This is a genomic window from Autumnicola lenta, from assembly GCF_031846515.1.
Classification (GTDB): Bacteria; Bacteroidota; Bacteroidia; order Flavobacteriales; family Flavobacteriaceae; genus Autumnicola; species Autumnicola lenta.
The window spans coordinates 54,494-79,177 of record NZ_JAVRHO010000007.1; the positions used below are offsets into that span (position 1 = coordinate 54,494).

The following is a 24,684-nucleotide window of genomic DNA, read 5'->3' on the forward strand; positions in this document are numbered from 1 at the left end:
TCTTTTTTAGACCTTAAAGCTTAACGAAGTTTGAGAAGATAGGTTGTGTTTAAAATTTCCAGGTGATTGATTGTGAAAATTTTAAACATTTAATAGAATAAATTAAAGTACATTTAGAGGAGCTCGAAAAGTCCTTACAGAATATGCGCGTTAGAGTAGAAAGAAAAGATTTCAAATTTTTACCGGATTCCAGCCGGGTTGTAGCACGTTTCTTTAACAACGGAGAATCCCGTACCCGAAATCTTATAACCCGCATTATGGCTATGGGCCAAAAGGAGCTGAACCACGAGCTGGAGCATACGCTGCGGGATTTTAGCGGGCGGCATAGAAATATTTCCAGGATCTTTTTTAGGCATTTTGAGAATATTCGTGGTACACTGGAAGCCATGGAAGTAGATCATAAGGAACTTTCTGATGAAAGAAAAATGCTTATTGGTTCCTATTGTACCATGGAATATTCCATTGAATCTGCCGCGTTTTTTAATCCTTCCATTATTGAAGATTTTGATCAGTCCTTCCTGGCAGAAGGGGAAAAGAGAGTGCTTTTTTCTTTTAGGGCTACAGGAGAAGGTCACCTCTCTTCCATAGTTTTTCGCAGGGGTATCCTGGACAAAAATAACGACCTCCATATTATGAAGATCCGCAATCATATTGATGCGGCAACTATTGGGCAAAAGAAGTCCTATAATAAGGAACGTTTTGTAGAAAAAATGAAGGAGATGGATATTCCCGATAAATATTCTTCAGTAATTATGGATTCACTTCCTGAGCGTTTTGAGTATCATGTGCTAAAAGATACTGTTGAAAATTTTCTGGAAGACCGTAATATCAGTCAGGACAGGAGAATGGCTCTTGAAGAAATGACATGGCTTGTAGATTCTTATTACGACCTAGAATTTAAGATGGATTCCGATATTTCTGAAAGGGTAATATTTCCTATTTCTGCTTCTGAAAGTCGCGGGATTGAAGACGCAAGGTTTGTACGGTTTACTGAAGATGACGGGTCGCAGAAGGTTTATGCCACCTATACAGCTTTTAATGGACATACCATAATTCCGAAGCTAATTTGTACTGAAGATTTCTACACCTTCCGAATTATGCCTATGCATGGAGATGGCGCCCAAAATAAGAATCTGGCCCTCTTTCCGAAGAAAATAAAAGGTAAATATGCCATGCTTGCCAGGATAGACGGGGTGAACAATTACCTGATGTATTCTGATAGAACTACGTTGTGGACCAATCCTGAGATTATTCAGAAGCCAAAATTTCCCTGGGAGTTTACCCAAATAGGGAATTGCGGCCCTCCGTTATATACCAAAGAAGGCTGGCTTGTGCTTACCCATGGCGTAGGGCCAATGAGGCGGTATTGTATTGGGGCCTCTTTGTTTGATCTTGAAGATCCTTCCAAAGAAATTGGCAGGCTCAAAGAACCTTTACTTTCTCCCCTGGAAGAAGAGCGGGAAGGTTATGTGCCTAATGTGGTGTATTCCTGCGGCGCACTTATCCATAACGAAAGCCTTATTTTGCCTTATGCTGTGTCTGATTATTCTTCAACCTACGCTGTGGTTAATATGGATGAACTTTTACATGCTTTAACCACAGACCATTAGTATCAGGTTGAAATATCACCGGCTTCTGAGAATTTCCCGGTATGCTTCAAGATAGTTTTCTATCATTCTCCCCGTACTAAAATTGCGTAGTGCATGCTTCCTGCAGTTTTCCGGAGAAATAAGATGCAGAGATTCTGCCGCTTTTATAGCTTCTTCCACGGTGTTTACCAAAAAGCCCGTTGTACCATTAAGAATAAGTTCGGGCATGCTGCCCCTGTTAAAGGCTATTACAGGGGTACCGCACATCATAGCTTCAACCACGCTAAGGCCGAATGGTTCATCAAAATATATTGGATGAAGAAGGGCTTTTGCCTTACCTAAAAGTTGTTTTCTTGATTCGGGATCTGCATTTCCCACATATTCCACCTTTCCGCTGTCAAGATGAGGACCTACCCGGGCATCAAAATATTCTTTATCCTGTATAAACCCTGCTATTTTTAATTTGCTTCCGCTTAACCGGGCAATTTCTATGGCTGTATGAGTACCTTTATCGGGATGTATCCTTCCAAAGTAAAGCAGGTAATCCTCTTTTTCTTCACAATACGGAAAATCTTCAGGATTTATTCCATGATGTATTGTTCGCAGGTAATTCAAAGATGGATGGCGATCAGCATCTGAAATGGATATGTAGTGGGTGTTAGCATTATATCTTTGATAAACCGGCAAAATCTTAGGGGAGGAGAAACCATGAATAGTGGTCAATATTGGAGTTTTAATTAAAGACGAATAGGTGAGGGGTAGAAAATCGAAATGATTATGAATAAGGTCAAATTCCCCAGCCTGCTCCATAAGGTTACTAATATGGAGGCTTTCCCAAACTTTAGGATCAATTGCCGGGTCTTCGGCATAGCCGCGTTCGCACACCCACTTTAAGGTTCCGGAAGTTATGGAATCTCCGGTTGCGAAAAGGCTGACCTCGATTCCCGATTTTATTAGTCCTTCGCAAATCGTTGAAGCTACCTGCTCCCAAGGTCCGTAGTTTCTAGGAGGCGTTCTCCAGGCGATGGGGGAAAGTATGGCAATCTTCATTGCTTAATCTTCTTTTTTAAGCAAGGCTTTTTCTGTTTTTGCGGTAGCTTCCGAAGAAACTGCGGGAAAAGAGAGCCGTGCCAGTAAATAACTTACGCTTGATTCTGCCCCCTGGTTAAGGTTTACATAAGTAGCTTCCAGGCCATCGTAGCATCCCCCGGTACACGGGTTGTAAATTATGCGGTGCAGGTGGTTGTTTCCCAAAAACCAGTTGAACGCGTGCTTTTTCTTCAAATCATATCCGTCATTCTGAAAAACTTTAGCGAATTTTTCCATGGCAAGTATGGTATAGCTTACATCTATGGGTTGTTCTCCTCCAGTACTTACTTCTTTTACATCATCACCCTTATGCAACCAATTTTGATTTGAAATGACACAGATACGATCATTCTGAAAAATTTTTGATAGCAGGAAGTCAAAAGAAGTTTTAGCCACCTCTTTAAAAGTTTCGTTGCCTGTAGCAAGGGCAGCACATAACATTGCTTCTGAAAGGACAGAGTTGCCATAAGTTAAATAAGATTCATACCACCGCCACACCTCGTCAGTTTCATGACGGAACATTTGAAGCATCCTGTCGGCAAATTTGTCTATAAGTGCAAGGTGAACAGCCGATCTTTTTTTCTGGTTATAATAATAAAGTCCTTTTATAATAAAAGCCATGGCCCTGGTAGAATGTATTTCTGAAATTCTTTGGGCTGTTTCCTCGATAATCCTTTCGGCTTCTTTTGCTTCTTGCTGAAGTTCTTCAGGAAGTAAATCTGCCATGTGATAAAAATATCCCAATGCCCATATGGCCCGCCCTGTAGAATCTTCCAGATTAACAGTGGAATTTTGTTCAGTAAAATTTTTATCGGCATCTACATAGTTTAGAAAAGAAGCATCAGGTTGATAGCAGTATTTTATAAAGTTGAAGTAAATTTTGATGTACTTTAAAGCATCTTTTTTGCCCGAACTTTCATAATACCTGCACATGGCGATCAATGCACGGGCATTATCATCGAGGGTGTATCCCGAAGAAATATCGGGCAGGTAAATTACCGCAAATTGTATGATCCCAAAATCTGTAGTCAGATTTTTGATATGATCAAGGTTAACTTCAGGTTTTTTAAATTTTAATTCCAGTTGATTGCTGACTGCTTTGTTAAATAAAATGCCATGTGCAATAGCAGCATTTTGCCATGCGGTATGAGCAGTGGCGTGTAAAGCATTAAAAGAAAGGTTTTTTCTCAGGTTATTGTCCCTTAAAAGCTTTCTCACTGCCTGTCCTAACTGAGTGGGACTTCTAAAATCGACTATAATGCCCTTATCGTTGCCCAATACTTCTATGGCATGAGGAATAGGAGTAGAGATTATGGGGCAGCCACAACTAAGTGCATAAGAAAAAGTGCCGCTAACGGCCTGGTTGGGATCGCGGGAAGTGAACAGGTAAATATCCGAAAGTTGTAAGTATTCGAGTAGTACAGGAAGCTCTACAAAACGGTCAATAAATTTTACATGCTCATTTAGATGGAGTGTTTCCACTTTCTGCTTTAACATTTCCCGGTAAGTTTCTCCTTCCTGCTTTTGGAGAGAAGGATGAGTTTTGCCAATTATCAGGAAGAGTACATCCGGGAATTCCTGAATAATAGAAGGAAGGGCATCTAAAGTGGTTTCGATACTTTTTCCCGGGCCCAGCAAACCAAAAGTTGACAGGATCTGTCTTCCTTCAAAATGATATTTTTCTTTAAGGATGTCACGACCAGTATGCTTGACCAGGTGAGTGCCATGCGGGATTCTTTTAATATGATTTTTCGCTATGCCATATTCTTCCTGAAGAATTCGGGAAGAATTTTTTGTCATAACCGTTAAAAATTCAGCATTTTGGGCGATTTGCTTTACATGTGCTTTTAAATCTTCCCCGGGATTGGGAAGTACGGTATGAAAACAAATAACAACCGGAATTTTTAAAGATTGAAGAAAAAGGAGGAATTCTTTTTCGGTGTTCTTAAAGAAGCCGAATTCATGCTGAATAACGACGAGTTTAATTGTAGTGTCAGCTGCTATGCGGCTTAGAGCAAAATGATATGAATCCATATCATCGGTATCAAGAACTAATTTTACTTCTTCTCCATAATCATGCTTTTCAAATTTAGATTCAAGTGCGCAAATCTGTATTTTAAAAGAATTACCAAAATGGTTTTTCAAAGCTTTAATGAGGTCTTGTGAATAAGTGGCTATTCCGCATTCCCTGGGAGGAAAAGAAGTAATCATTAAAATTTTCTGGAGTTCTTTTTTAGAAGCAATTGCCACTGTATCTTCATGACCGGACAAAGATTTTTGCCTGCTTCTGGTCTTATTTGCTGTCTTCATCACCCACCGCCTTTATTTAAGTTGAAACAGAAACCTGTCACACAGCTTTCTGTTTTAATTTTCAAGATACTCTTATTTAGCCTTATACAGAGGTGGTCCTTCTGGTAAAGTATTGTTAAACCTTCTTTACGTTCTATGCTTCAATTTGTATTGTCAATTTACTAGTGATCAGTTGATTTTTTAAAAATGCTAATAATTATCTGATAGTAAAATACTTATCGATGTTATTTGATTTTTTGATTTGAATTGATCTGTAGCTTTGCTCTCTTTTGAGGCAAGCTATGAATACAGGTAAATATATTTTCGCTCAACTTTTACATTTTATCAACCGCTATGAGTTTGAAAAGTGCGTTTCTAAATACGACGGTAACCACGGAACTAGGAAGTTCAATTGTTGGAATCAATTTATTCAATTATTCTTTGGTCAACTAACAGCCCGAAACTCCTTACGTGATATTTGTACTTGCCTGAAAGCCTACCAAAACAAACGGTACCACCTCGGAATCAGAAAGCGAGTAAATCAATCAAGTATATCACGAGCCAATGAGCGCACATATCGCCCCATATAAAAACCGTGCTGCGGGCAAGCGCGATTTTCCGAAGGAAAATCAGGCGCAGCAAGCACGCACGAAGTTTCGATTTGGAACAGGTTTGAGCATTGTTTTTATATTTTGTTATAAGGCGTCTTTAATTTTTTGTTCGCCGCAAAGGAGCCTGAAAAGTGGCAATTTTCGACCTTAATTTCCTTGATCGGCACCGGCTAAAAGTCCGCTATTCACAAACTGGAACTTTCCAAACTTACCGAAAAAAAGCGCCACTTGCGGCTGAGTAATGTTTTATCACGTAGCTTTTTTTCTTCCCGAAGCCAAAACCAACTACCGATTTGCCAGAATTTGCCGATTGCGCTCTGCTTTGATACCTTATAACTTATAGATAAAGCATATATAGATTTTGCAGCATTATAACATATGCATGAAATGGGCGCCTTTTTCGTTTCCAGAGCCAAGACTAAGATGGATTATACTGTTATTGAACATAATTACAACATCGATCTTAGATTTGGATTGAAAAGCGATAAGACGATCCTTCTGGCTGGCTATAAATCAAGTAAACTTTATCTCAAACCGCTACGGCTGGTTGAATAATACGATGATCAAAATGATATCCTGCTTACTTTTCTTTCTGATAATCATAAAGTTTCAGCTCTGGAAATAGCCAAACTTTACCGCAATAGATGGCAAATTGAGACTTTTTTTAAATGGATAAAACAAAACCTAACAATTAAAAATATGGGGACATTCAGAAAACGCGGTCAACATTTACATTTGGATTGCCATATGCACCTACCTCATTGTAGCAAGTGTCAAGCATGAAATGAAAAGAAAGCTTTCAATCTATGAAATCGTGCAAATATTAGGTATCTCAGTATTCGATCAAACTCCTTTGAACGAAATCTTAACCGAATATCAAACAAATCAAAATGACAAAGAACAACTGAACTTATTTGATAATTAAAATTAACGCATCAGTACTAATCCGTAATAATAAAACGCTCCTGGATCTATTACTGATCTTAAACCTCTTGGATTATAATTACCTGCTAACTTTTATATTTAATTTATCCTGCGCCTCTCTTCCTCTGCTCCTGTTTCTCTGGTGCGGGATTTAAGATTCTTATTACCTAAAGATCGGGAATAGTTAAGGGTAAAGGTACGGGCAGAAAAATCAAACAAATTGCGGGTTCTTAGATTTTGTGCTGGTAAATTTGTACCACCGCGAAATTCAAAAGAATCAAAGATGTCATTTACAGCAAACCGAAGGATGCCCTCTGTTTCTCCAAACTCTTTTTGCAATCCAAAGTTTAATCGGTAAACCGGGTCGTAAATAGCAGTTCCGAAAAAACTTTTACTTGTATAAAATCCCGAAAGTTCGGCAGTATATGTTTTACTAAAGTTCAGAGATTGGATTATATTGGCTGTAACATTGTTAAGACTTACTTCTACAGGTTCCTCATAGTAAAACCCCCTTACTTTCTGACTTACTAAGTTAAAATTATTCTGAAGGCGCCACCAGCTGATGATCTTTAGCGGAAAACCCAAAGTTACTCCCATAGTCTTTGTATAGTCAAGGTTGGCAGCTTCAAAAATAAGTCTGCCGGTCTCTTCATCTATACGTTCCTGAAAACTTGCTATTGTAAATTCTTCATCTGTATAATGAAAAGATAAAACGGCCGATTTATAACCCAGGTCAATTTTATAAGCATCTGAAATTGCGGGTTGCAGGGAAGCATTTCCGGAGATAAAGGTATTAGGATCAAGAAGAATTACGAAGGGGGCCAGATCATTGAAAGTAGGTCGGGTAATCCTTCTGGACCAGGAAATATTTATATTAAAATTTTCAGTAATTGTTCTGTTAAAAAAGATGCTTGGAAAAAAAAGCCCGTACTGCCTGTCCACTACCTTCCCCTGAGTATCCGTCACAAGTTGGGAATCTGTAAATTCATATCTTAAACCAGCTTTAAAAGAAGTTTTGTCATTTATAATAAAGTCCATAGCTCCATAAGCGGCATATATACTTTCATCCAGTTCACTAAAATTTGTAAGGCCCGGGTCCGGAATCCATACGCTGCTGCTAAGAGTTTCCACCTTCACATCATTTTCGAAATGGGTCTTTATACCCTTAATACCGGTTTCAATTTTTATTGCATTCCACATAAAGGAGTGGTCTAGTTTTGCTACGCGGATTTTTATAGGTGTAAATTTATCACTGCGGGTAAACTGAGTGTTGGAGAAATTCCTGTCCCCGTCAAAAAAAATGTTTTCATAACTGGTAGGATTATTATCCCGGTAGTACAAATAATCCAGGTCCAGGCTTAGAAAATGGTCTTCTGTAAAATTGTGTTTAATATTATAATTTACCCCAAAATGTTTCCAGTGGTTCACCTCCTCATTCAGTAGATCAACATAAAAAGAAGGATTTTTGTTCACGGTGGTGAGGCTGCTGTTCAATGCATCCATGCTCCACCGGTTGTCATAACCGTTTAGGGTAAATCCTGTCATAGTCTTTGAGGTGACCTGGTAATCCATTCCCAATCTTAAGTTGTGATTTCTTTGTAAAGGATCTCTTTCCGAAAAAGTTTCGGTTGTAATCATATCACCATTTTGGATATATTCTCTGTAAAACTCCATGGATTGATTGGTGCCGTCAAGGGAAAACGAATAGTTTCCAAAAAGATATATTTTCTCTGTACGATAATTAAGATTAATATTATTAGAGGTAATGTAGTCATTGCTATATCCTGCCGATAATGAAAAGGAACCGTTAAAGCCTAGATCAGTTCGTTTTTTAAGCACAATATTTATAAACCCCGCATTTCCTTCTGCATCAAAATTTGCCGGAGGTGTGGTGATTAATTCTATAGATGAAATATTTTCTGCCCGCATTCCTTCAAGCATTTGAATTAAGGCAGATACAGGAACATAATTGTTTTTTCCATTGATCATGACTACCACTCCTTCCTTACCTAAAATGGAAATGAGTTTACTCTGCCGGTTCACCAGCACCCCGGGAGAGCGTTCCAGAATTTCCAGGGCAGATCCTCCGGCAGAAACAATGCTGCTTTCCACGTTTATAACCAAGCGGTCAATTTTTTGCTGATACAATGGTTTGGCAACAGAAATATTTACCTCCTCAAGATTTTCTCCTTCAGAAAGAATTAAGGGATTTGCTGAATAATCTGAAATAAGATCAAAAGGCGGGGAATATATTGAACTATAACCTATCATAGTTCCCATGATTAAATATTTGCCCGGTACTATGCTTTTTAAAGTATAATAACCATCATCAGATGCAACAGTACCAAGAACAAGCGTGGAGTCCGCCGGGTTTAATAAAAGTACATTAGCGAAAGGTATCGAAACTCCCCTAGAATCATTCACTAAGCCTGTTACTTTAAATTTTGACTGAGCAGAAATTTGTAAATATCCACAGAAAAAGGCAATAATAAAAATTTTTAAAACACTCATAATCATATTTATAAATGAATAAATTTTAATTTTTTAATTGCTTCTGGAAAAAATTGAAATACTTAGCAGCACTTTTAAATAAGCGATTATTAGAGGAAAAGCCAAGCGATCAGGGACGATCCCCCTGATTTGTTGTCCGAAGGTGACGGTTTATTGTCCGAAGGAAAATTTAGAAGTTGTTGTAGGTAAGATGGGACCGAGAAAACTCGCTGAAGTTATACCTGCTTATAAAGTTTGGAATTCAACTTAAGCAGGTTTAATTCATTATACCACTTTTGCAGGTTTTAAAATTAGGCCAGGTTCTGCCACTAATTTTTCAAATTTTCCGGGTTAAAACTGTTGCATCTTTTCCAGATTCAGCTCCAACTTTTTCGTATAACTTTCAATTTAGACTTTTTTAAATCTACCGGATTATCCTTTGGGTTTTATATTCTGGTTGATATGAAAAAAGTTTTGCGGGTCGTATTTTGATTTTACCTGTTGCAGGCGCTTGTAATTCCCACCATATGAAGCTTCGATACGTTCCTGTCCCTCTTCCATCATAAAATTTATATAAGATCCTTTAAGAGTATGAGGATGCACAGTTTCCCAGTAGTTTTTGGCCCATGTTTTTATAACATCAACATTTGCAGGATCCGGATCCACCCCTGCAATTACCATTGACCAGCGAGCATCACGTTTGCTCCATGCAGTTTCGCTTTTCCCTACCTCGTGAGCGGCACCATTTACTGGATACAGGTGCATAGTAGAAAAGGTTGTAGGTACCGTTCCAAAACGCTTGTGTTCTTCTACAGCAGCATCGCTTATCTCCTTTACAAAATCACCTTTCCAGTACCAATGGTAACCCGGAGGATATAAGCCGTCGAATAATGTTTGCAACACAGGATAAGGCATATCACCGGTATGTTCGAATAGCGGCTTAGCTACATTGCGGGCCTCCTGAATTATACTTTCAAATTGATCTTCGGGACCTGTATAGCACCATACCAGGCCACAAACCTTTCTTCCATGAATCTCCTTTGGAAATGGATCTCCTGCGGGTACTTCTGCTACAAGATAAAAAGCATAAACATCATTGGACATTTTTGGGAGCCAGTCGCGATACCACTTTAAGGTATTTTCCAGCTCCTCAATTGGCCAGAACATTGGTCCTGCAATTACATTTTTAACAGGATTAAGCCGGAACTCAAAAGCGGTGATTACCCCAAAATTACCACCGCCTCCGCGTAGTGCCCAAAACAGATCGGGATTTTCATTTTTATTGGTATGCACAAATTTTCCATCTGCAAGTACTACATCTGCACTAAGTAAATTATCAATGGTCAATCCGTATTTTCTGGTCAGGTATCCGTGTCCACCTCCCAAAGTAAGACCACCAACCCCGGTAGTGGAAATAATTCCGCTAACGGTTGCAAGACCATATTTGTGTGTTGCGATATCTACATCTCCCCAGGTGCATCCCGGTTCAACCTTCACAGTTCTGTTTTCGGGATCCACGTGAACGCCTTTCATAAGTGACAGGTCGATTACCAGCCCGTCATCTACAAGTGCAAGTCCGGGGCCATTATGCCCCCCACCTCTAATTGCAACTTCAATGCCCTCTTTCCGTGCAAAATTTACAGTAGTAATAACATCTTCAACACCTTTGCATTTTACAATAATAGCCGGCAGTTTATCAATCATCGCATTGTAAATTTTTCTTGCCTCATTATAATTTTCATCTGCAGGAAGAATAATTTCACCCCTTATCTGAGATTTTAAATCCTGCATTACATTTGCTTCTGAATCGTTAGTTAGATTGAACATAATTTTGAGTTTTAATTTGTGATTAAACTAATGCAAAGAACCAGGTGCATAAAGCTTAGATCCTTTTGATCCAAGATACCACCTGTTAAATCTGAAGGCTGTAACATTTAGATATAATGCAGGTAATTTTGGATCAAATTACCGGGTTTCGATCCAGATGGGGTTAGTTAATTCTGGAATCCAGGTAAGCAGAGGGAGAATTTCCATATTTTTTGCGAAAGCATTTGGAAAAATAGGATGGACTGGAAAAACCTGTATCAAAAGCAATTTCTGAAATATTTCCGGAGGTTTTATTTAATAATCCTAAAGCTTTTGATAACCTGTATTCTTTGATAAATGTATTGGGAGAATTACCTGAAAGTGATTTTATTTTATGATATAATTTGGATTTACTGCACCCAAGGGGTTTACTGAAATCTGTTACTTTTAAATTCACATCTGTCCAGCTGGAATCAACGTAATCCATTAAATGATTTAAAAAAAATTCATCATCCATTGTCAGGGTGCATAGATTCTCAATTTTTATAATTGTATTGGAATTTTCACTTTTATAAATATCATTAACTTCAGATGAAAGGATGATCTCTCCCTTAACAAACTCACACATACGTTTTGCTAAAATTATAGAATCTTCAAAAATTGAATTTTTTTCCGTTACCGGAACACCTGCACTTATTCCGATTTTTAAATAAATGCTTTTTTCCTTACCGGCTTCCAAAGACTTTTTAAATTTTGATCTGATATCAAAAGCTGCATGCACAGCATTTGAAACGGATTTAAAAGAAACTAAAAAACATTCTTCAGTTTGATTTACCAGTTTTCCTTTGTATTTGATTAGTCCGCATAGGAGGTTTTTATCCAGATTAGAAAGTAAAGATTTAAACTGAGATGAATTCTGAAGATGCAATGATAAACCCTTCAAGCCCACTACCATTATTGTTCTGAAAGCGGGATCATTAATAATGTTTAATGCTGTGTTCTTTGAATTTTCCGGATCTTCAATTCTGCTTAAAAAAGATTCGACAATGCTGGGCTCCACTTCTATAATTTGATGCGGTACCTGGCCATGAGCCTTTTCATGCATTTCCTTTATTGCCTCCTTATTTGGCGCCTCATATAAACAAAAAGCTGTTTTTCTGTTATCATCATACCAATAGGTCAACCCGGTACATTTGAACTTATGCTGTATTTTCAAATCCTTTTGATGCAGGTCTGCAACAACTTCAGCTGTAACATCTTTGGATACATCGTGACGGTCCATGTAAATAGGCATGATTTAATATTTTAGCTTAATTATTCAGCTTGAAAGTAAACGGAGTAGTCATTTATCGGACCGTAAACCATTCTGAATTTTGAAATAAAAATTTCAACCCCTACTTTAACCCGTGCCCGGTATAGCCTTTTTCAGAAATACCTTTATCAGAAACCCAGCGTGCGCTTCTTATTAAATATACCTAATTTTTTGAAACAATTTAATTTTCAGAGCTTTAAGTTCGCCGTTGTCAATTAAATAAAAATCGGTGTACATAAAGAGTTCTTTTAAAGTTATATTTAAAAACTAAAAGATTTTCACTCTTAAGAGGCGAATGTAATTATTCAACATTATTTGAAACGTGGCATCATCCCCGTAAATTGAAGAAAATTGGTGTACAGGAACGGAGTGAGAAATGCTGACTATCTGGTAGCAATTGACCGTGTAAAAGCTTTTAGAATAGACTTGTGCTGTATTTACTTTAGGGTATTTTAAAGCAATAAGCTAATAAGAGGCTTAAAAACAGTAATTTAATGTTATATTTATTAGGACCTTCAATACTATGATCCTTGATTTTAAAGAAGCAAATCATTTTAGCATTTTTCTCATTATTGCTAGCCAGTCCTTTAACCTATGGACAAATTTTTGATTTTAGTAAACCTGATCCGTATAAAAAAGTATTTGTAAAAACTGATAATTTTGGAGTTTCTTATTTACAAGAGCTGGAAAATGCTCTGGCGAAAATAGACAGGGATAGTCTAAAATTTGAAGTCTTAAATGATCTTGCCTATTACTGGCATACCAGAAATTTGGGTACTGCACTGGAATTTACAAAAAAAGGATTAGAACTTACTTCAGAAAAAAACAACAGCCTTTGGCATGGAAGATTCCAAATTACTGAAGGTTCTATATTATTAAGACAGGAAAAATTAGATTTAGCAGAAGCAGTTCTCAAAGAGGCCAAAACAAAAGTAAAGGAAAGCGATCTGGCTTTCTTGAACACTCAATTGGGCTATGTATATGAACGAAGGGGACAGTTAGGCAAAGCTGCAGACTACGCCCTGGAGTCCTTGAGTTTAGGAGAAAAGTTGAATGACAAAAAAGCAATCGGCCTTGCATATAGTGATCTCAGTAACTTGCTTTGGAAACAAGGTAAATTTGAGGAAGGTCTTGATTATGGATTAAAGTCACTTTCTTTTTTTGAAGAAGGAAATACAATTGATCTTGATTACGATTTTACGCTTTATGTAGTTGGAAATAATTACCTAAGCCTTCAGCAGTACGATAAGGCTATGGAATATTATGAACATTCCATAGAAATTGGGGAACGTTATGGCTTTTATAATAATTTGAGTGATGTCTATATTTCACTTGTAGATCTTAATGTCTATCTAAATCACTTTAGTGAAGCTGAAGCAGCCGGAAAAAATGCGATAAAATATGCATATCTTTTAGATAATGCTTTTATGCTTATGCGTTCTTATCTTGCTGTTGGAGAGTTGCAAAACCAGAATGAAAATTATCCTGCTGCAATAGAAAATATTCAAAAGTCTATTGAGGTTGCCACCCCAAATTTCGGAGATGGCTTTTTCTTGAGTAAAGCTTATAAGAGCTTGGGACAAGCTTATGCAGAGAATGAACAATTTGAAGATGCTTTTCATTCGATTAATAAGTATGATTCACTGAATAGCATCGTTTTTACTGCGGAAGCAGATCAACGTATTTCTCAACTCCAAACAGAATTTAATGTTACCCAAAAGGAGAATACTATTCAACTGCAGAAAACTGAGCTGCTGCAGCAGCAAACAAATCAAAATTTAATAAGTCTAATCGCAGGTTTGTTATTCCTCATGTTATTGGTACTTTTCATAAGTTTCAGCAATAATCGTAAGAAGAATAAACTATTGAAAATAAAGAATAAAGAAAAGGAGTTTTTATTAAAAGAGATACATCACAGGGTAAAAAATAACCTTGAAGTAGTCTCCAGCCTATTAGCATTGCAGACGGCTCAAATAAAAGATCCTAATATTATAAGTGCGATGAAGGAGAGTCAAAACAGGGTATATTCTATGAGTATTATTCATCAGCGATTATACCAGAACGAATATCTGTCTTCTATTGAAATGAAAGATTATTTTATAAATCTGGGTAGTCATATTCTTGATTCTTTTGGAGAAGAAGAGCGTATTAAGATCCACTACGAAATGCCAGAATTACACCTTGATGTTGATACCGCTGTCCCTTTGGGATTAATAGTGAATGAATTATTAACGAATAGTCTTAAATATGCATTTCCGAATAAAAAAGCGGGAGAAATAACAATCGATTTAGATAAAATATCGGATCACGAAATTCAATTATTAGTAATGGACAATGGAATAGGACAAACCGAAGGAGAACCTGCAAAAGGAACGGGTTTCGGAAAAAATCTTATTGACCTACTTACGCGACAATTAGATGGAACTATGAAGGTGATTTATACTCCTGGTACTCAATATTTTTTTAATTTTAAAGTAGATGGATCTTCCTGATTTTATACCCGATAATTGTGATTTAAACGTTGAGGAGCCTGCAGAATTTTCCTATTTGCTCATGGCATCATTTAATTTTTTGGTATCTACATATTGCTGAAAGGCACTAACTTTTCCATCTCTTATAGTCCAAAGGTGAGCAACTTGTGCGTTATAAGTTTTCCCCGTTTCTTTAACTTTAGCATCATAGCGTAAGGTGGCCAAAACTTGATTGTTGCTCATTTCATGTAGTTCGATGTCATCAAGTTTGAAGTATTCATGTTCTGCTCCAACCCTCTCGAAAACACCTTTTAAAACGGCCTCTGGACCTATGTATGGGTTACCATCGGCGTAGGCGTTACCTTCTGCTTCGTTCCAGATAATTTCTTCGTCCATTGCTTCCAGAACAGAAGGAATATCACCCTGTGCAAAGGATTTGTAAAGGCCATCAACAATACTTTTAATGTTGGTAATTTCAGGATATCGATAGCTTTTATAAATTTTCCATTCGCCATCTATATTTTTCAAAATATTTACAAATGTGCCTCTTTGAACTGCCTCAGGTTCATCAATTTTGGTAAAGACAAAAGAGCCACTCACAAACATATAATCTTCATTCAAGTCTTGTTCTTCTATAGTTTTTAGAGTGATATCGTACTTCCCGTTATCGAATGTGGCTTGGTATTGTTTTTTGACATTATTAAGTCCCGTTAATAAACTCCCATCCGAATTCCGAATGGAAACATTATCAGTATATAAAGTGTTTAAATTACCAGGATCGCCTGTATTTATAGTTTGGATATAAAGTTGATGCAATTGGTCAACTGCTGCACTTTGAGCATTTGTTTGAAAGGAAAATATTGAAACAAATAGCACAATAACGATATTGTAATTAGTTTTTAGACTGTTCATGATTTCTAATTTTTTTAGTTATTTTTTTGGATCTGCATTGTATTATTTTGACTAATGCGTTTTATGTACTTCCAGTTCTATTTCAATTAAAAATTCTGGAAGCGCCAGTTCTTTTACGCCAAGCCAGGATCCAGTGGGGAAATGCGTTTTGTAAATTTTAGTTCTATAGCCTGCAAATTCCAGAAATTTGGGCATGTTGGTGGTGAATATATTTTCTACAACCACATCGTCAAAACTGGAGTTATAGTGTTTCAGCACTTTCTCCAAATCGGAATAGCAGTTTTTCATTTGTTGTTCAAAATCTCCCACAGCGGTAGGATTGCCTTCAATGTCCATACTCACGGCACCGGAAATTTTTATGCTGTTTCCGATTTTTACAGCATGTGAATAGCCATAAGATTTTTCTACTTCTGGTCTGAGTAAAAAATACTCAGGCTTTTGGTTTGACTTTTCCATAATTAAAATTCATCGAATAAAAGATATTTCATTTTACCGCACCTTTCTTTGAAGCGTAGCCATGTATCTATATTTTAAATCACGCATTGTCAATGCTTCTTCAATTTTTCCAAGCTGTTCTTCAGATAAAGCTGGTCCCTGATTAGCCCAGGAGCTAAAAAGTTGTTCGTAATTTTCATACATATCTACGGTGATATGGGTTGCATAAACATCACTTCCCGCAGGCAACATATAACGCAGTAAATCCCAGTTTGCCCTGAAGCCATCATCCACTTCTTTTTGATGCATGGGCTGGAAAAGTTCTGATTCATTTTGCTCAAAGATGCTGTGATTTTCCTGTGGAACTTTCATTATATTAATTGCTGCAACTGTTCCCAGGGGCATATCAAAATCCCCTTCGGTAACCGCTATTTGTTCTAGATATATACGCTTTGCCAGGTCTCTTGATTTTGCGGTATTGTAGAATTTTTCATTTAGATCATCTTCTGGCATGTCTGGGTATGCTGCATTAAGGGCGGCTTCAAAATTCCCGGCATTGCTCATCATTTTTAAGGGATCATTATAAATACTTACGGTTAGGTATTGATAGCCCTGATCTTCTCCACCAGGCTGTAAACTCCAAAGATCCCAACCCAGAATATCTCCATTTTTAACGCATTGTACGTGAATTTCTTCCCAGAATGCTTCGGTTTCCATATAGGCTTGTTCCTGCTCATTATCTACTTTCATAAATTCGAAAATTAAATAAAGTTTGTCTTGGGCTATACCGGTATTGCTAACTAGCATTAATGCCATAATAATTAGTAACTTTTTCATGATTAGTATGTTTTAATTTCGGTAATTTCTCATTTAGAATAACTCCTCAGGGTTTCTCTTACTGGCCTGAACTGAATTCCTAAATCCGTTTTTGCGAGATCGTTTTTATAAACGACTTGTGCTTTTTCTTTGGGTTCTTTATGATTCAACATTTGGTGAATATCCCATACTTTATAGGTTTCACTCGTTAAAAGGTAATCTTTGCAGTGTAACCCCTTTTTCGTGGCCGCCTGGTATGTGGCATTAGCCACGTCTTCAACATCTACCACGGCAAAAGGAACATTATTATCGTAGAGTGTTTGAATAAAATCATCTGGCGCTAATTTGTTTTTTATAAGAAACTGCAAGCCGGTAGAGGTGGAGTCTTCTCTATTAGACAAAGATTTGCCCATTACCATTACGGGGGAAACAGAACAAATTTCAAATCTAAGTTCTGGGTTATCTGCGATGAATTTCTCAACGACCTGGTTGGCAATAAATTTGGCTTGAGAGTATGGATGGCTATCTTCACTAGTGTACCTGTCCTCTTTTTCATCAAAAGTATCGGAAAAGCTTTTGCCACCCGCCGGCATAGGGAAATTGGTATTCCAGGCTGCAACAGATGCAATAAAAACTACTTTTTCAATATTCGAAACTTCGCTTATTGCTTCAAGAAAATTTTGGGTTCCTTTTATAGTAGGATCAAAAAGTTCAGTTTGCGGGTCTTTCACATCCAGTTGAAAGGGGGTGCCACTGTGAATTACGATCTCGCAATCTTTTATAAAATCTTTTAATGTATCCAGATCCTCCAACTTAAAGGCCCGGATGTTGAGGTTTTCTGAATTTTGAAGATCAAAAAGATGCTGATATTTTTCGCTCTTATGGATACTGGTAACCGAGACTTTTACCTCGTAACCTTCTTCCAAAAATTTCCTGGTTATGTAGCTTCCAATAAAGCCCGAACCGCCTATAATTCCTACTGTCTTCATCATCTCCGCTTTTAGTTAGTAATAGTATAATAACAGCTTAATTCTCGGGTATTTCTTCTGAAGAGCTTATTTCATCAATCTTAGCCTCCTGAATATCTTTTGTCAATTCCGAAACATCCCAGTAACCAAATTCCCGCACTATTTTCTCGTTAACAAATTGTGTGGTGATATGAGTAGGAATGGTATAAACTTTATTATTTGCTTTGTAAGTGCCTTTCCATATTCCCCAAAAATTTACCCAGGTTTCGCCCTTATCGTTAACCACCATCTCATACTCAGATTGAGTAACTGCAAAATCCCAGTTTGAAAACTGGCTCGCATCTTCTTTTTTTTGTGCTAAAAATTGCTTTAAGTTTTTAGCATCTTTTTCCATCACGTTGTTAATTATTTTAGCGGAATCGGCATAATGTGTTTCCATAGTTTTCCAATCCCTTTCTTCATAGGCTTCCAATACCTCCTTGTAAATTTCTATTTCTGGTGATTGCTGAGTGTAGAGTTTGCTTTGTTGATTGCAGGCTATAAATATGACTACTGCGAGCCCCAATGATGCTAATTCCTTCATGAGTGTATGTTTTTCGTTATTCCAGAAATCCTATTACTTTTCCATCTTTTAAAGACCAGTAATGTTTGAATCTCGTGGAGACATATTCACATTCTGTTGATTTGCGCCCATTTACTATGCCAGTAACTATTATCTTATTGTTACCTGATAGCTGGAAACTGAGATTTTTGAATAGGATGCTCTGCCATTCATTTTTTATAATTGCTCTTAGAGAAATGGAGTGGTTAGTTGATTTTGTATCTTCGATTTTATCCCAATTTTTGTGGTTTGTTAAGGCCGCAATCTCATTTGAAGTCACATTCTTATTCTGCAAAACCTCATATACCTGTTTTACAATAACCTGATCACTTTTGTCCTGACCACGCAGGTAGTTTGAAGAAACTAGTATAGTAAATAAAGGGATACAATAAAGGAGTAAGCTTTTCATAGGTGCTGATTTAATTAGCGGTATAAGCTAAATCTGGGCGCATACGGCCAGTTTTAGATTCATATTTATGAACGTATAGCATCATTTCATCAAATAATTTTTCACCTTCTTCTCCTAAAATTTCGTCTGTTTCTTTAGATGTTTTTGCGTATGATTGTGCATCTTTTGCTGAAATTACTACGAGAAAATAATCTCCTGAACTTCCAAAACCATTGCGATAGATCCTGAAGTTTTGTTTAGCAGCTTTTTTTTCGTAGAGGGTTTTAACTTCCATCATTTTAGTTCGAAGACTAGACACATTTTGTGGTGCAACGTGAAAGAAATGCCACTTCCTGTAATCTTCTCCCACAGTATTTGTGGTAACACCATCAGGCATATATGACATATCCTCTATCAAATGCACTATATAATCGCGATGGATATCATAGCATTTATCAAATCGACTAAACATCGCTTTGAAGTTTTCTTCTCCCATTTTTTCAGCTAAAGGAGCCATAGGATTTTTGTCAAAATCGGCCATACTATTAATGGGAGCAATAGTTAAATAGGTTCCTCCCTCAATACGCGCTGTAGCCCAGTCTGCATCTTTAAGATCGTGTTCCTTACAGGCATTAATAAAATCTTTGGTGACGGCTTCATACTCTTTTAACATAGAAGGTTTTACCTGATCTTCATGTATCCAAAAAGCCTGATTAGTGTTTTGACAAAAGAGATTGGCAGTCTGCAATATGGTAACTGTAATAAGAACTGCAAAGAGATTGACATTTTTCATAATTTCCTGATTTAAAATTATTTACAAAATCAATTTACTTCAGTAAAAAATTAGATACAAGCGTGTTAGGATGAATGACCTAAAATCATGTCCTAAACGACATTATCTTTATCTAAGACTAAATGGTCTGCAATTTTTTTAACAGTTCTGGTCGCATACCTTTGGCCATTGGAATGGCTTTTTTAGCAATAACCACGTGAGTGCCTGCTATTTCGTCTATTCTTGAGAGGTTTATGATGTAAGATCTATGGATCCTGAAGAAATGCCTTTGAGGCAGTTTTTTATCCATATCCTTAAGAGTTGTAACCAATAAGTATTCTTTTTCGGTACAAAATATCCGGCAGTAATTACGATCGGCCTCTATATATCTAATGGCTTTAATATCTACCTTCACCATCGTTTCCTGGTGGCGTATAAAAAGGAATTCCTTTAAGACAAAAGTTGAGTTTTCTATTTTAGATTTTTTAGGCGTAGTAGTATCTTTTAGCTGGTTTATGGTAAGCTCAATACTGCGTTGTAAATCCAGCTTCTTAAATGGTTTTGAAATAAAGGCGAAAGGATTGGTAGTTTTAGCGCGGTTAAAATGAACCTCGTCGGCATTAGCGGTGAGATAAATAATTGCTAATTCATCATGGAACTCCCTCATTCTTTGTGCGGTTTCTATTCCGTCTAGCTTACCTTTAAGCTGAATATCTATAAGAACAATATCCGGAAGGTTGTCTCTAAGATGGTTTAAGGCGTCTTCCCCCCTTGGAACAACACCTGACACTTCATAGCCCATTTCAGTAATCTGAAGAGAAATATTTGCGGCAATGATCATTTCGTCCTCAACAATTAATATTTTTACTGGTCGAATCATTGCGTTTTTTTCTAATGGCATAACAGGATTATGAAGAAATTTTTCTCCATAAGATGATAGACAATTCTTCCGATTTATATTTGGGAAAATCTACAGCTATAGGTTAATACATTATTTAGAGGTGGGAGCTTATCCAGATCCTTTATCAAATAGCTTTTAATTTTAGATTTGAATATTCCAATTTAGTGAAAATTCCTGGCAATAAAGTATTTAAACAAAAAAGCAAAGGGAAATTGTCGAAATGAGGTACGATCTAATTATTACATTAAAGATTTTTTCAACTATGATCCTTATTCTAAAGTAGTTGATGTTTATTTACAGTTCGTAGAGCTACATGATGAGTATGTTCGGAAAGAATTTTCAGTATTCAGGTTATATTTAAAAAGAGATCTACCCGGCCTCTCCACCTTGTCTTTAGAAGCTACTGCTATTAAAAAAGATTTTGCTGTCACCATAGCTTTTGAAAGTATGTACAGCGATTATGCCGGACTTAAAGAAAGAGTATCCATATACGCCATTAAAATTGGAGAAAAACTAAGGAGACAGGACAGCAATTGTTACTTGCTCCAAATTTTCTTACTTACGAATCCGTTTAAAAATGATCTAAAGCAGTATCGGGAAAGTATAAGTGTTTATACTCCTTTTCAACTAACTCGAGCATTACACTAGTCAAATCGGCTTTGACTGGTCTCCAGATGATCTTTAAAGAAGGTTATCAGTATAAGAAGGCCGGGATCATTGCCATGAAACTTACTCCTGCCAAACAAAAACAGTTGAAATTATTCTCAGAAGAAAATCCTAAGCAAGAACAATTGATGAAGGTGATAGATCAATTAAACTTCAGGGAAAATGGAAAAATGAAATTTGGTGGGCAGGATCTTGGACGTACCTGAAGATTAAGCAGGAGAGACTGTCCAATAAGTATTCTACTCGGCTAAATGAATTGATTCTGAAAAATTGTAATATATAATTATTGGAGTTGAATTGTCACCTAAAAATAAAAAGCCCCGTAATCACAGGTGATTCGGGGCTATAGAGTGGAGTCGGAGGCACCACAATGGTGCAAAATAGCAGAAGTGGTAAATCCTTGTCTTTGTAGGCTAATATAAGCCTTTACCAATAAAAACAGTCTATTGAAGATTTATAAATGTTTTGTATAGATCTATTGAGTTTGTTTTTATTTGTGTCTAGCCGTACAAGTACCGTACAATTAGTTATATTTGTTTATTCAAATGTTTTACTACATCTATGGCTACCGTCAATTTTCTTTACAGATCAACTAAGCCTAAAGCAAACCTTAACCTTCGCCTTCTCTTCAGAGATCAAAATAAGGATTTCGTTTTAGGTGCTAAAACTAAGGTTGAGGTTTCAAGAGATTACTGGAACAATTACCATACAAAGAGGAGGATCAAGGATGTTGATGTAAAAAACCTTCAGACAGAGGTTAACAATACCTTAGCTGAATTGGAAAATTACCTACTGCGGAAATTTAAAACCACGCCTATAACAGCAATTAGTAAAACTTGGCTAAAAACAACTATAGATAATTTTTACAATCCAGAAGAGAGCAAACCAGAAATACCAAAAGATCTTATTAATTATATCGATTACTATTTAGAGTACCGAAAGAATGAGATTAGCACTAGCAATAAAAAGAAGGTGAATGTCACAAAGAATAAGATGCTGAGGCTGCAAGAATATTTGGGTAAAACAATCCTGATTGAGGAAATCAATGAGGATTTTAAAAAAGCCTACGTAGATTTCAGTAATGAAATAGATTATTCCCAGAACACTCAGCACCGAGAATTAGTTCTAATCAAAACTATCTGTTTTCATGCTCGTTATCTGGGTTTAAAGACGCACCATCAACTCGAAGGATTAAAACTACAAAGGGAAGAGGTTAAACATATCTATCTCAACCCTTCAGAAATAGAAAAGATAAAGAATCTCAACCTCCCGCACGATTATCTTCAAAATGCCCGTGATTGGCTAGTTATTAGCTGTTACACAGGACAAAGGATTAGCGACTTTATGCGCTTTACTCCTGATATGATAAGAGTGGAGAATGAAAAATCTTTACTGGAGTTTAAGCAGCAGAAGACTAATAAATTAATGAGTATTCCCCTCTTAGAACAGGTTAAAAATGTTTTAGATAGGCGAGGGGGGCAATTCCCCAGGGCGATATCAGAACAGCGTTACAACGATTATATTAAGCAAGTATGCGAATTAGCGGGATTAGATGAAGAGGTAGAAGGAAAAAGGCGGGTATGTATAGCCCCTGAAGGAGTAGAGCCCACTAAGAATGATTATAGAGATGTCTTAGACACCTTTAAAAAATGGGAATTAGTCACCTCTCATGTTGGCCGCAGGTCATTTGCGACAAATTATTACGGGAAAGTTCCCACTACTTACCTGATCAACATCACAGGCCACGGGAGTGAAAAAATGTTTTTGAGTTACATTAAGAAGAGCAATAAAGATTTAGCCCTTGACTCCTTCAATTATTTTGAATAATGATGAACTATACTGAAATAGCTAAATTTCTCAATTTTGTATTACAACTGAGTTTTAAAATAGCTACCAAAGACCATCCCTCTTCTCCTTGGCCAGACCAACAAATGGATTCTTTGAAGAATTATGATCTTAATCAGGTGTTGGTTGAGATACATAAGAATTATAAACAATCTTGGGCCGATGAGAGGATTTCAAACCAAATGAACAAAGATTATGAGAGATACCTTTCTATTCTAGAGCATTACCTGAAAAAATTCCCCAAAAAAGAACAAAGAGCAGTACGTGTCAGGTATAACCAAATCAAGGGGTATTTAGATAATCCTACTTTTTTGGATCCCACCATATTACATTCTATGTCTTCTCAGGGAGAAGAAGTTAACTTTATGGAAGATAGGGAGAAGGAGCCTGTACCTTTGATGGAACCTAATGCAGTTAGAAGTTCGGCAGATGTGGAGTTCACCACATCCCAAAGGATATTAAAAGAACTAAATATAATTGCATGGATTTTTGAAAGTCAAAAAATGAAAGCTTCACAAACCATGAATTCCTTTCCTTTATTGCATAAAGATGGACGGTATAGTGGAGTGATAAAAATAGCGTCTTCTGAGCCGCTTTTCAATTTTCAGCACCATATCCAAAAATATACTGAACGTTATGAAAAATTAAGAAATAATAATCTTTTAAAGAAAGAGCTCACCGAAATTAAAGTTAAAATGAGGAAAATTCTTTCATATTATCATGAGGAGCTTTCCCCTGAATCGACCTGCTTCAAGAATTTTAAAATTAACATTCCCGAAGTTCTCAATGAACAAAAGAAATATTGGACCCATCATACATTGTTAATTGTTGTGGACTCAATGGAACCAGATTATATTAATTTTGGCGAAGAATTTCAAGAGGCTTCAGAGTTTAATTATTTTACGTCTAATATTGAACTATCTCAGTATTGTGAAAAGCTGTTAGATTTTATACGGAAAATTACTACTCCCTTTGGCGAAAGAGGTCACGTAGGTACGGATAATAATGTTTTTTCCAGGGTTAGAATTGAAATGGAAAGGAATCGTCGTCTGGAGCAAAAAGAAAAGGAGAAAGAAACATCAACGGATTCTGGGAATAGTGACAATAATCCTTATCCCCAAGTATTCGTAGATATTAAAGCTTATAAAATCTTTGATCGTCTATACCAAAACAAAAAGGATAGTTCCACCCCCTTAGCAGAGTTCAGCTTTATTTACAGGAGAATGTGGAAAGACAACCTGCTCCAAGAATTTCAAAGACCCGAAGTCTTCAGAAAATGGTTAGCCGAAGAAAAAAATTATGCCCTTGTGTTGCCGAGTGCAATTAAAAGGTTAGCGGAGATTGGATATCAACAGATAAAAGAAGAGGCATATCAAAGTGCTAAAGAACTTATAAAGCAGTAAACTTATTCCAAAAGAAAAATACATCGTGCCGTAAAAAGCACGAAATCGAGCCGTTCATGGCACGAACTCTCCCGCAATTTTGGCTTATAATTTAAAACATAAGTCAAATGGAAAATTCAATTATTTTACAAGGTACAACAACAGACAAGTTGTTAGATCTATTCTCAGAGGAATTGGACCGCAAGTTTGAGGCTTTGGCTAAGAATCTAAGTCATCAACAAGCTAAAGACGAACTTTTAACTCGTGAGCAAGCTTGCGACTTTCTGCGCATCAATTCATCAACCCTATGGTCATGGACTAATAAAGGAAAGGTGAAAGCGTATGGTATTGCTAACAGGCGGTACTACAAGAGAAGTGAATTATTGGAATGTTTAACTGAACTAAAAAAATAAGGCT

At 36.8% G+C, this 24,684-nt stretch carries 22 protein-coding genes and 1 pseudogene; 10 read left to right on the forward strand and 13 right to left on the reverse strand.

Translation table 11 applies throughout. The annotated features are described in order from the left end of the window. Positions 1-143: 143 nt before the first annotated feature. Positions 144-1,610 (forward strand): glycoside hydrolase family 130 protein, encoded by a 1,467-nt coding sequence (locus RM545_RS06305; protein WP_311494471.1) that lies wholly within the window; start codon positions 144-146, stop codon positions 1,608-1,610. Between the two features lie 15 nt (positions 1,611-1,625). Here RM545_RS06305 and RM545_RS06310 read toward each other — a convergent pair whose 3' ends face one another. Then, positions 1,626-2,639 carry a glycosyltransferase family 4 protein gene (locus RM545_RS06310; RefSeq protein ID WP_311494472.1) on the reverse strand — a complete coding sequence of 338 codons (1,014 nt, stop codon included), beginning with the start codon at positions 2,637-2,639 and terminating at the stop codon, positions 1,626-1,628. A gap of 3 nt (positions 2,640-2,642) precedes the next feature. Continuing rightward, on the reverse strand, positions 2,643-4,988 hold the full coding sequence (locus tag RM545_RS06315) for a glycosyltransferase (protein WP_311494473.1): 2,346 nt from the start codon (positions 4,986-4,988) through the stop codon (positions 2,643-2,645). A gap of 281 nt (positions 4,989-5,269) precedes the next feature. Between RM545_RS06315 and RM545_RS06320 the strand changes: the two genes are divergently transcribed. The 3 genes from RM545_RS06320 to RM545_RS06330 all read left to right on the forward strand — a co-directional run bounded on the left by RM545_RS06320 (position 5,270) and on the right by RM545_RS06330 (position 6,361). Beyond that, positions 5,270-5,557 (forward strand): DUF4372 domain-containing protein, encoded by a 288-nt coding sequence (locus RM545_RS06320; RefSeq protein WP_311494474.1) that lies wholly within the window; start codon positions 5,270-5,272, stop codon positions 5,555-5,557. A gap of 408 nt (positions 5,558-5,965) precedes the next feature. Then, positions 5,966-6,133, forward strand: coding sequence for a hypothetical protein (locus tag RM545_RS06325; RefSeq protein WP_311494475.1), 168 nt, complete (start codon positions 5,966-5,968; stop codon positions 6,131-6,133). Between the two features lie 66 nt (positions 6,134-6,199). Beyond that, positions 6,200-6,361, forward strand: a complete 162-nt coding sequence (locus RM545_RS06330) for a transposase (RefSeq protein ID WP_311494586.1) — start codon at positions 6,200-6,202, stop codon at positions 6,359-6,361. A gap of 240 nt (positions 6,362-6,601) precedes the next feature. Here the strand turns inward: RM545_RS06330 and RM545_RS06335 are convergent, their stop codons facing one another. The 3 genes from RM545_RS06335 to RM545_RS06345 form a co-directional block, all read right to left on the reverse strand. Further along, positions 6,602-8,926 carry an outer membrane beta-barrel protein gene (locus RM545_RS06335; RefSeq protein ID WP_311494476.1) on the reverse strand — a complete coding sequence of 775 codons (2,325 nt, stop codon included), beginning with the start codon at positions 8,924-8,926 and terminating at the stop codon, positions 6,602-6,604. Positions 8,927-9,424: 498 nt separating this feature from the next. After that, positions 9,425-10,819 (reverse strand): FAD-binding oxidoreductase, encoded by a 1,395-nt coding sequence (locus RM545_RS06340; RefSeq protein ID WP_311494477.1) that lies wholly within the window; start codon positions 10,817-10,819, stop codon positions 9,425-9,427. Between the two features lie 163 nt (positions 10,820-10,982). Beyond that, complete coding sequence (locus RM545_RS06345) at positions 10,983-12,092, reverse strand: nickel-binding protein (protein ID WP_311494478.1); 1,110 nt, start codon at positions 12,090-12,092, stop codon at positions 10,983-10,985. A 548-nt stretch (positions 12,093-12,640) separates the two neighbouring features. Between RM545_RS06345 and RM545_RS06350 the strand changes: the two genes are divergently transcribed. Continuing rightward, positions 12,641-14,602 (forward strand): histidine kinase dimerization/phosphoacceptor domain -containing protein, encoded by a 1,962-nt coding sequence (locus RM545_RS06350; protein WP_311494479.1) that lies wholly within the window; start codon positions 12,641-12,643, stop codon positions 14,600-14,602. A gap of 51 nt (positions 14,603-14,653) precedes the next feature. Here the strand turns inward: RM545_RS06350 and RM545_RS06355 are convergent, their stop codons facing one another. The 8 genes from RM545_RS06355 to RM545_RS06390 form a co-directional block, all read right to left on the reverse strand. Next, a complete protein-coding gene (locus RM545_RS06355; protein ID WP_311494480.1) occupies positions 14,654-15,493 on the reverse strand; it encodes a nuclear transport factor 2 family protein in 840 nt (279 codons plus the stop codon). Between the two features lie 51 nt (positions 15,494-15,544). Next, complete coding sequence (locus RM545_RS06360; protein WP_311494481.1) at positions 15,545-15,949, reverse strand: RidA family protein; 405 nt, start codon at positions 15,947-15,949, stop codon at positions 15,545-15,547. A 33-nt stretch (positions 15,950-15,982) separates the two neighbouring features. After that, positions 15,983-16,765: a hypothetical protein gene (locus tag RM545_RS06365; RefSeq protein WP_311494482.1), complete on the reverse strand. Its 783-nt coding sequence runs from the start codon at positions 16,763-16,765 to the stop codon at positions 15,983-15,985. 29 nt (positions 16,766-16,794) lie between these two features. Next, positions 16,795-17,736 (reverse strand): NAD-dependent epimerase/dehydratase family protein, encoded by a 942-nt coding sequence (locus RM545_RS06370; RefSeq protein ID WP_311494483.1) that lies wholly within the window; start codon positions 17,734-17,736, stop codon positions 16,795-16,797. 34 nt (positions 17,737-17,770) lie between these two features. Then, entirely contained in the window at positions 17,771-18,295 is a 525-nt protein-coding gene (locus RM545_RS06375) for a nuclear transport factor 2 family protein (protein ID WP_311494484.1), read from the reverse strand. 16 nt (positions 18,296-18,311) lie between these two features. Further along, positions 18,312-18,722 (reverse strand): hypothetical protein, encoded by a 411-nt coding sequence (locus RM545_RS06380; protein ID WP_311494485.1) that lies wholly within the window; start codon positions 18,720-18,722, stop codon positions 18,312-18,314. Between the two features lie 10 nt (positions 18,723-18,732). Next, positions 18,733-19,494, reverse strand: coding sequence for a hypothetical protein (locus RM545_RS06385; protein WP_311494486.1), 762 nt, complete (start codon positions 19,492-19,494; stop codon positions 18,733-18,735). Between the two features lie 118 nt (positions 19,495-19,612). Beyond that, positions 19,613-20,374 (reverse strand): LytR/AlgR family response regulator transcription factor, encoded by a 762-nt coding sequence (locus RM545_RS06390; protein WP_311494487.1) that lies wholly within the window; start codon positions 20,372-20,374, stop codon positions 19,613-19,615. A gap of 387 nt (positions 20,375-20,761) precedes the next feature. Between RM545_RS06390 and RM545_RS17625 the strand changes: the two genes are divergently transcribed. The 5 genes and pseudogenes from RM545_RS17625 to RM545_RS06410 all read left to right on the forward strand — a co-directional run bounded on the left by RM545_RS17625 (position 20,762) and on the right by RM545_RS06410 (position 24,680). Further along, positions 20,762-21,022, forward strand: coding sequence for a DinB/UmuC family translesion DNA polymerase (locus RM545_RS17625; RefSeq protein ID WP_432264574.1), 261 nt, complete (start codon positions 20,762-20,764; stop codon positions 21,020-21,022). Continuing rightward, positions 21,007-21,246, forward strand: a pseudogene (locus tag RM545_RS06395) (SOS mutagenesis and repair protein UmuC); the annotation flags it as partial. The gene RM545_RS17625 and the pseudogene RM545_RS06395, both read left to right, overlap by 16 nt. 355 nt (positions 21,247-21,601) lie before the next feature. Beyond that, the gene (locus RM545_RS06400) at positions 21,602-22,867 is read left to right on the forward strand and encodes a phage integrase SAM-like domain-containing protein (protein ID WP_311494489.1); all 1,266 of its coding nucleotides are present in this window, start codon (positions 21,602-21,604) and stop codon (positions 22,865-22,867) included. Further along, a complete protein-coding gene (locus RM545_RS06405) occupies positions 22,867-24,288 on the forward strand; it encodes a hypothetical protein (RefSeq protein ID WP_311494490.1) in 1,422 nt (473 codons plus the stop codon). Before RM545_RS06400 ends, RM545_RS06405 begins: the two co-directional genes overlap by 1 nt. 107 nt (positions 24,289-24,395) lie before the next feature. Further along, entirely contained in the window at positions 24,396-24,680 is a 285-nt protein-coding gene (locus RM545_RS06410; RefSeq protein ID WP_311494491.1) for a helix-turn-helix domain-containing protein, read from the forward strand. Positions 24,681-24,684 lie beyond the last annotated feature (4 nt).

What these genes read in the sequence shown, in the direction of transcription:
- RM545_RS06405 (WP_311494490.1), top strand. Translation starts at nt 22,867, where the DNA reads ATGATGAACTATACTGAAATAGCTAAATTTCTCAATTTTGTATTACAA.
- RM545_RS06305 (WP_311494471.1), top strand. Translation starts at nt 144, where the DNA reads ATGCGCGTTAGAGTAGAAAGAAAAGATTTCAAATTTTTACCGGATTCC.
- RM545_RS06375 (WP_311494484.1), bottom strand. Translation starts at nt 18,295, where the DNA reads ATGAAGGAATTAGCATCATTGGGGCTCGCAGTAGTCATATTTATAGCC.
- RM545_RS06315 (WP_311494473.1), bottom strand. Translation starts at nt 4,988, where the DNA reads ATGAAGACAGCAAATAAGACCAGAAGCAGGCAAAAATCTTTGTCCGGT.
- RM545_RS06360 (WP_311494481.1), bottom strand. Translation starts at nt 15,949, where the DNA reads ATGGAAAAGTCAAACCAAAAGCCTGAGTATTTTTTACTCAGACCAGAA.
- RM545_RS06365 (WP_311494482.1), bottom strand. Translation starts at nt 16,765, where the DNA reads ATGAAAAAGTTACTAATTATTATGGCATTAATGCTAGTTAGCAATACC.
- RM545_RS06325 (WP_311494475.1), top strand. Translation starts at nt 5,966, where the DNA reads ATGGGCGCCTTTTTCGTTTCCAGAGCCAAGACTAAGATGGATTATACT.
- RM545_RS06340 (WP_311494477.1), bottom strand. Translation starts at nt 10,819, where the DNA reads ATGTTCAATCTAACTAACGATTCAGAAGCAAATGTAATGCAGGATTTA.
- RM545_RS06355 (WP_311494480.1), bottom strand. Translation starts at nt 15,493, where the DNA reads ATGAACAGTCTAAAAACTAATTACAATATCGTTATTGTGCTATTTGTT.
- RM545_RS06380 (WP_311494485.1), bottom strand. Translation starts at nt 18,722, where the DNA reads ATGAAAAGCTTACTCCTTTATTGTATCCCTTTATTTACTATACTAGTT.
- RM545_RS06320 (WP_311494474.1), top strand. Translation starts at nt 5,270, where the DNA reads ATGAATACAGGTAAATATATTTTCGCTCAACTTTTACATTTTATCAAC.
- RM545_RS06370 (WP_311494483.1), bottom strand. Translation starts at nt 17,736, where the DNA reads ATGATGAAGACAGTAGGAATTATAGGCGGTTCGGGCTTTATTGGAAGC.
- RM545_RS06345 (WP_311494478.1), bottom strand. Translation starts at nt 12,092, where the DNA reads ATGCCTATTTACATGGACCGTCACGATGTATCCAAAGATGTTACAGCT.
- RM545_RS06390 (WP_311494487.1), bottom strand. Translation starts at nt 20,374, where the DNA reads ATGCCATTAGAAAAAAACGCAATGATTCGACCAGTAAAAATATTAATT.
- RM545_RS06385 (WP_311494486.1), bottom strand. Translation starts at nt 19,494, where the DNA reads ATGAAAAATGTCAATCTCTTTGCAGTTCTTATTACAGTTACCATATTG.
- RM545_RS06400 (WP_311494489.1), top strand. Translation starts at nt 21,602, where the DNA reads ATGGCTACCGTCAATTTTCTTTACAGATCAACTAAGCCTAAAGCAAAC.
- RM545_RS06310 (WP_311494472.1), bottom strand. Translation starts at nt 2,639, where the DNA reads ATGAAGATTGCCATACTTTCCCCCATCGCCTGGAGAACGCCTCCTAGA.
- RM545_RS06410 (WP_311494491.1), top strand. Translation starts at nt 24,396, where the DNA reads ATGGAAAATTCAATTATTTTACAAGGTACAACAACAGACAAGTTGTTA.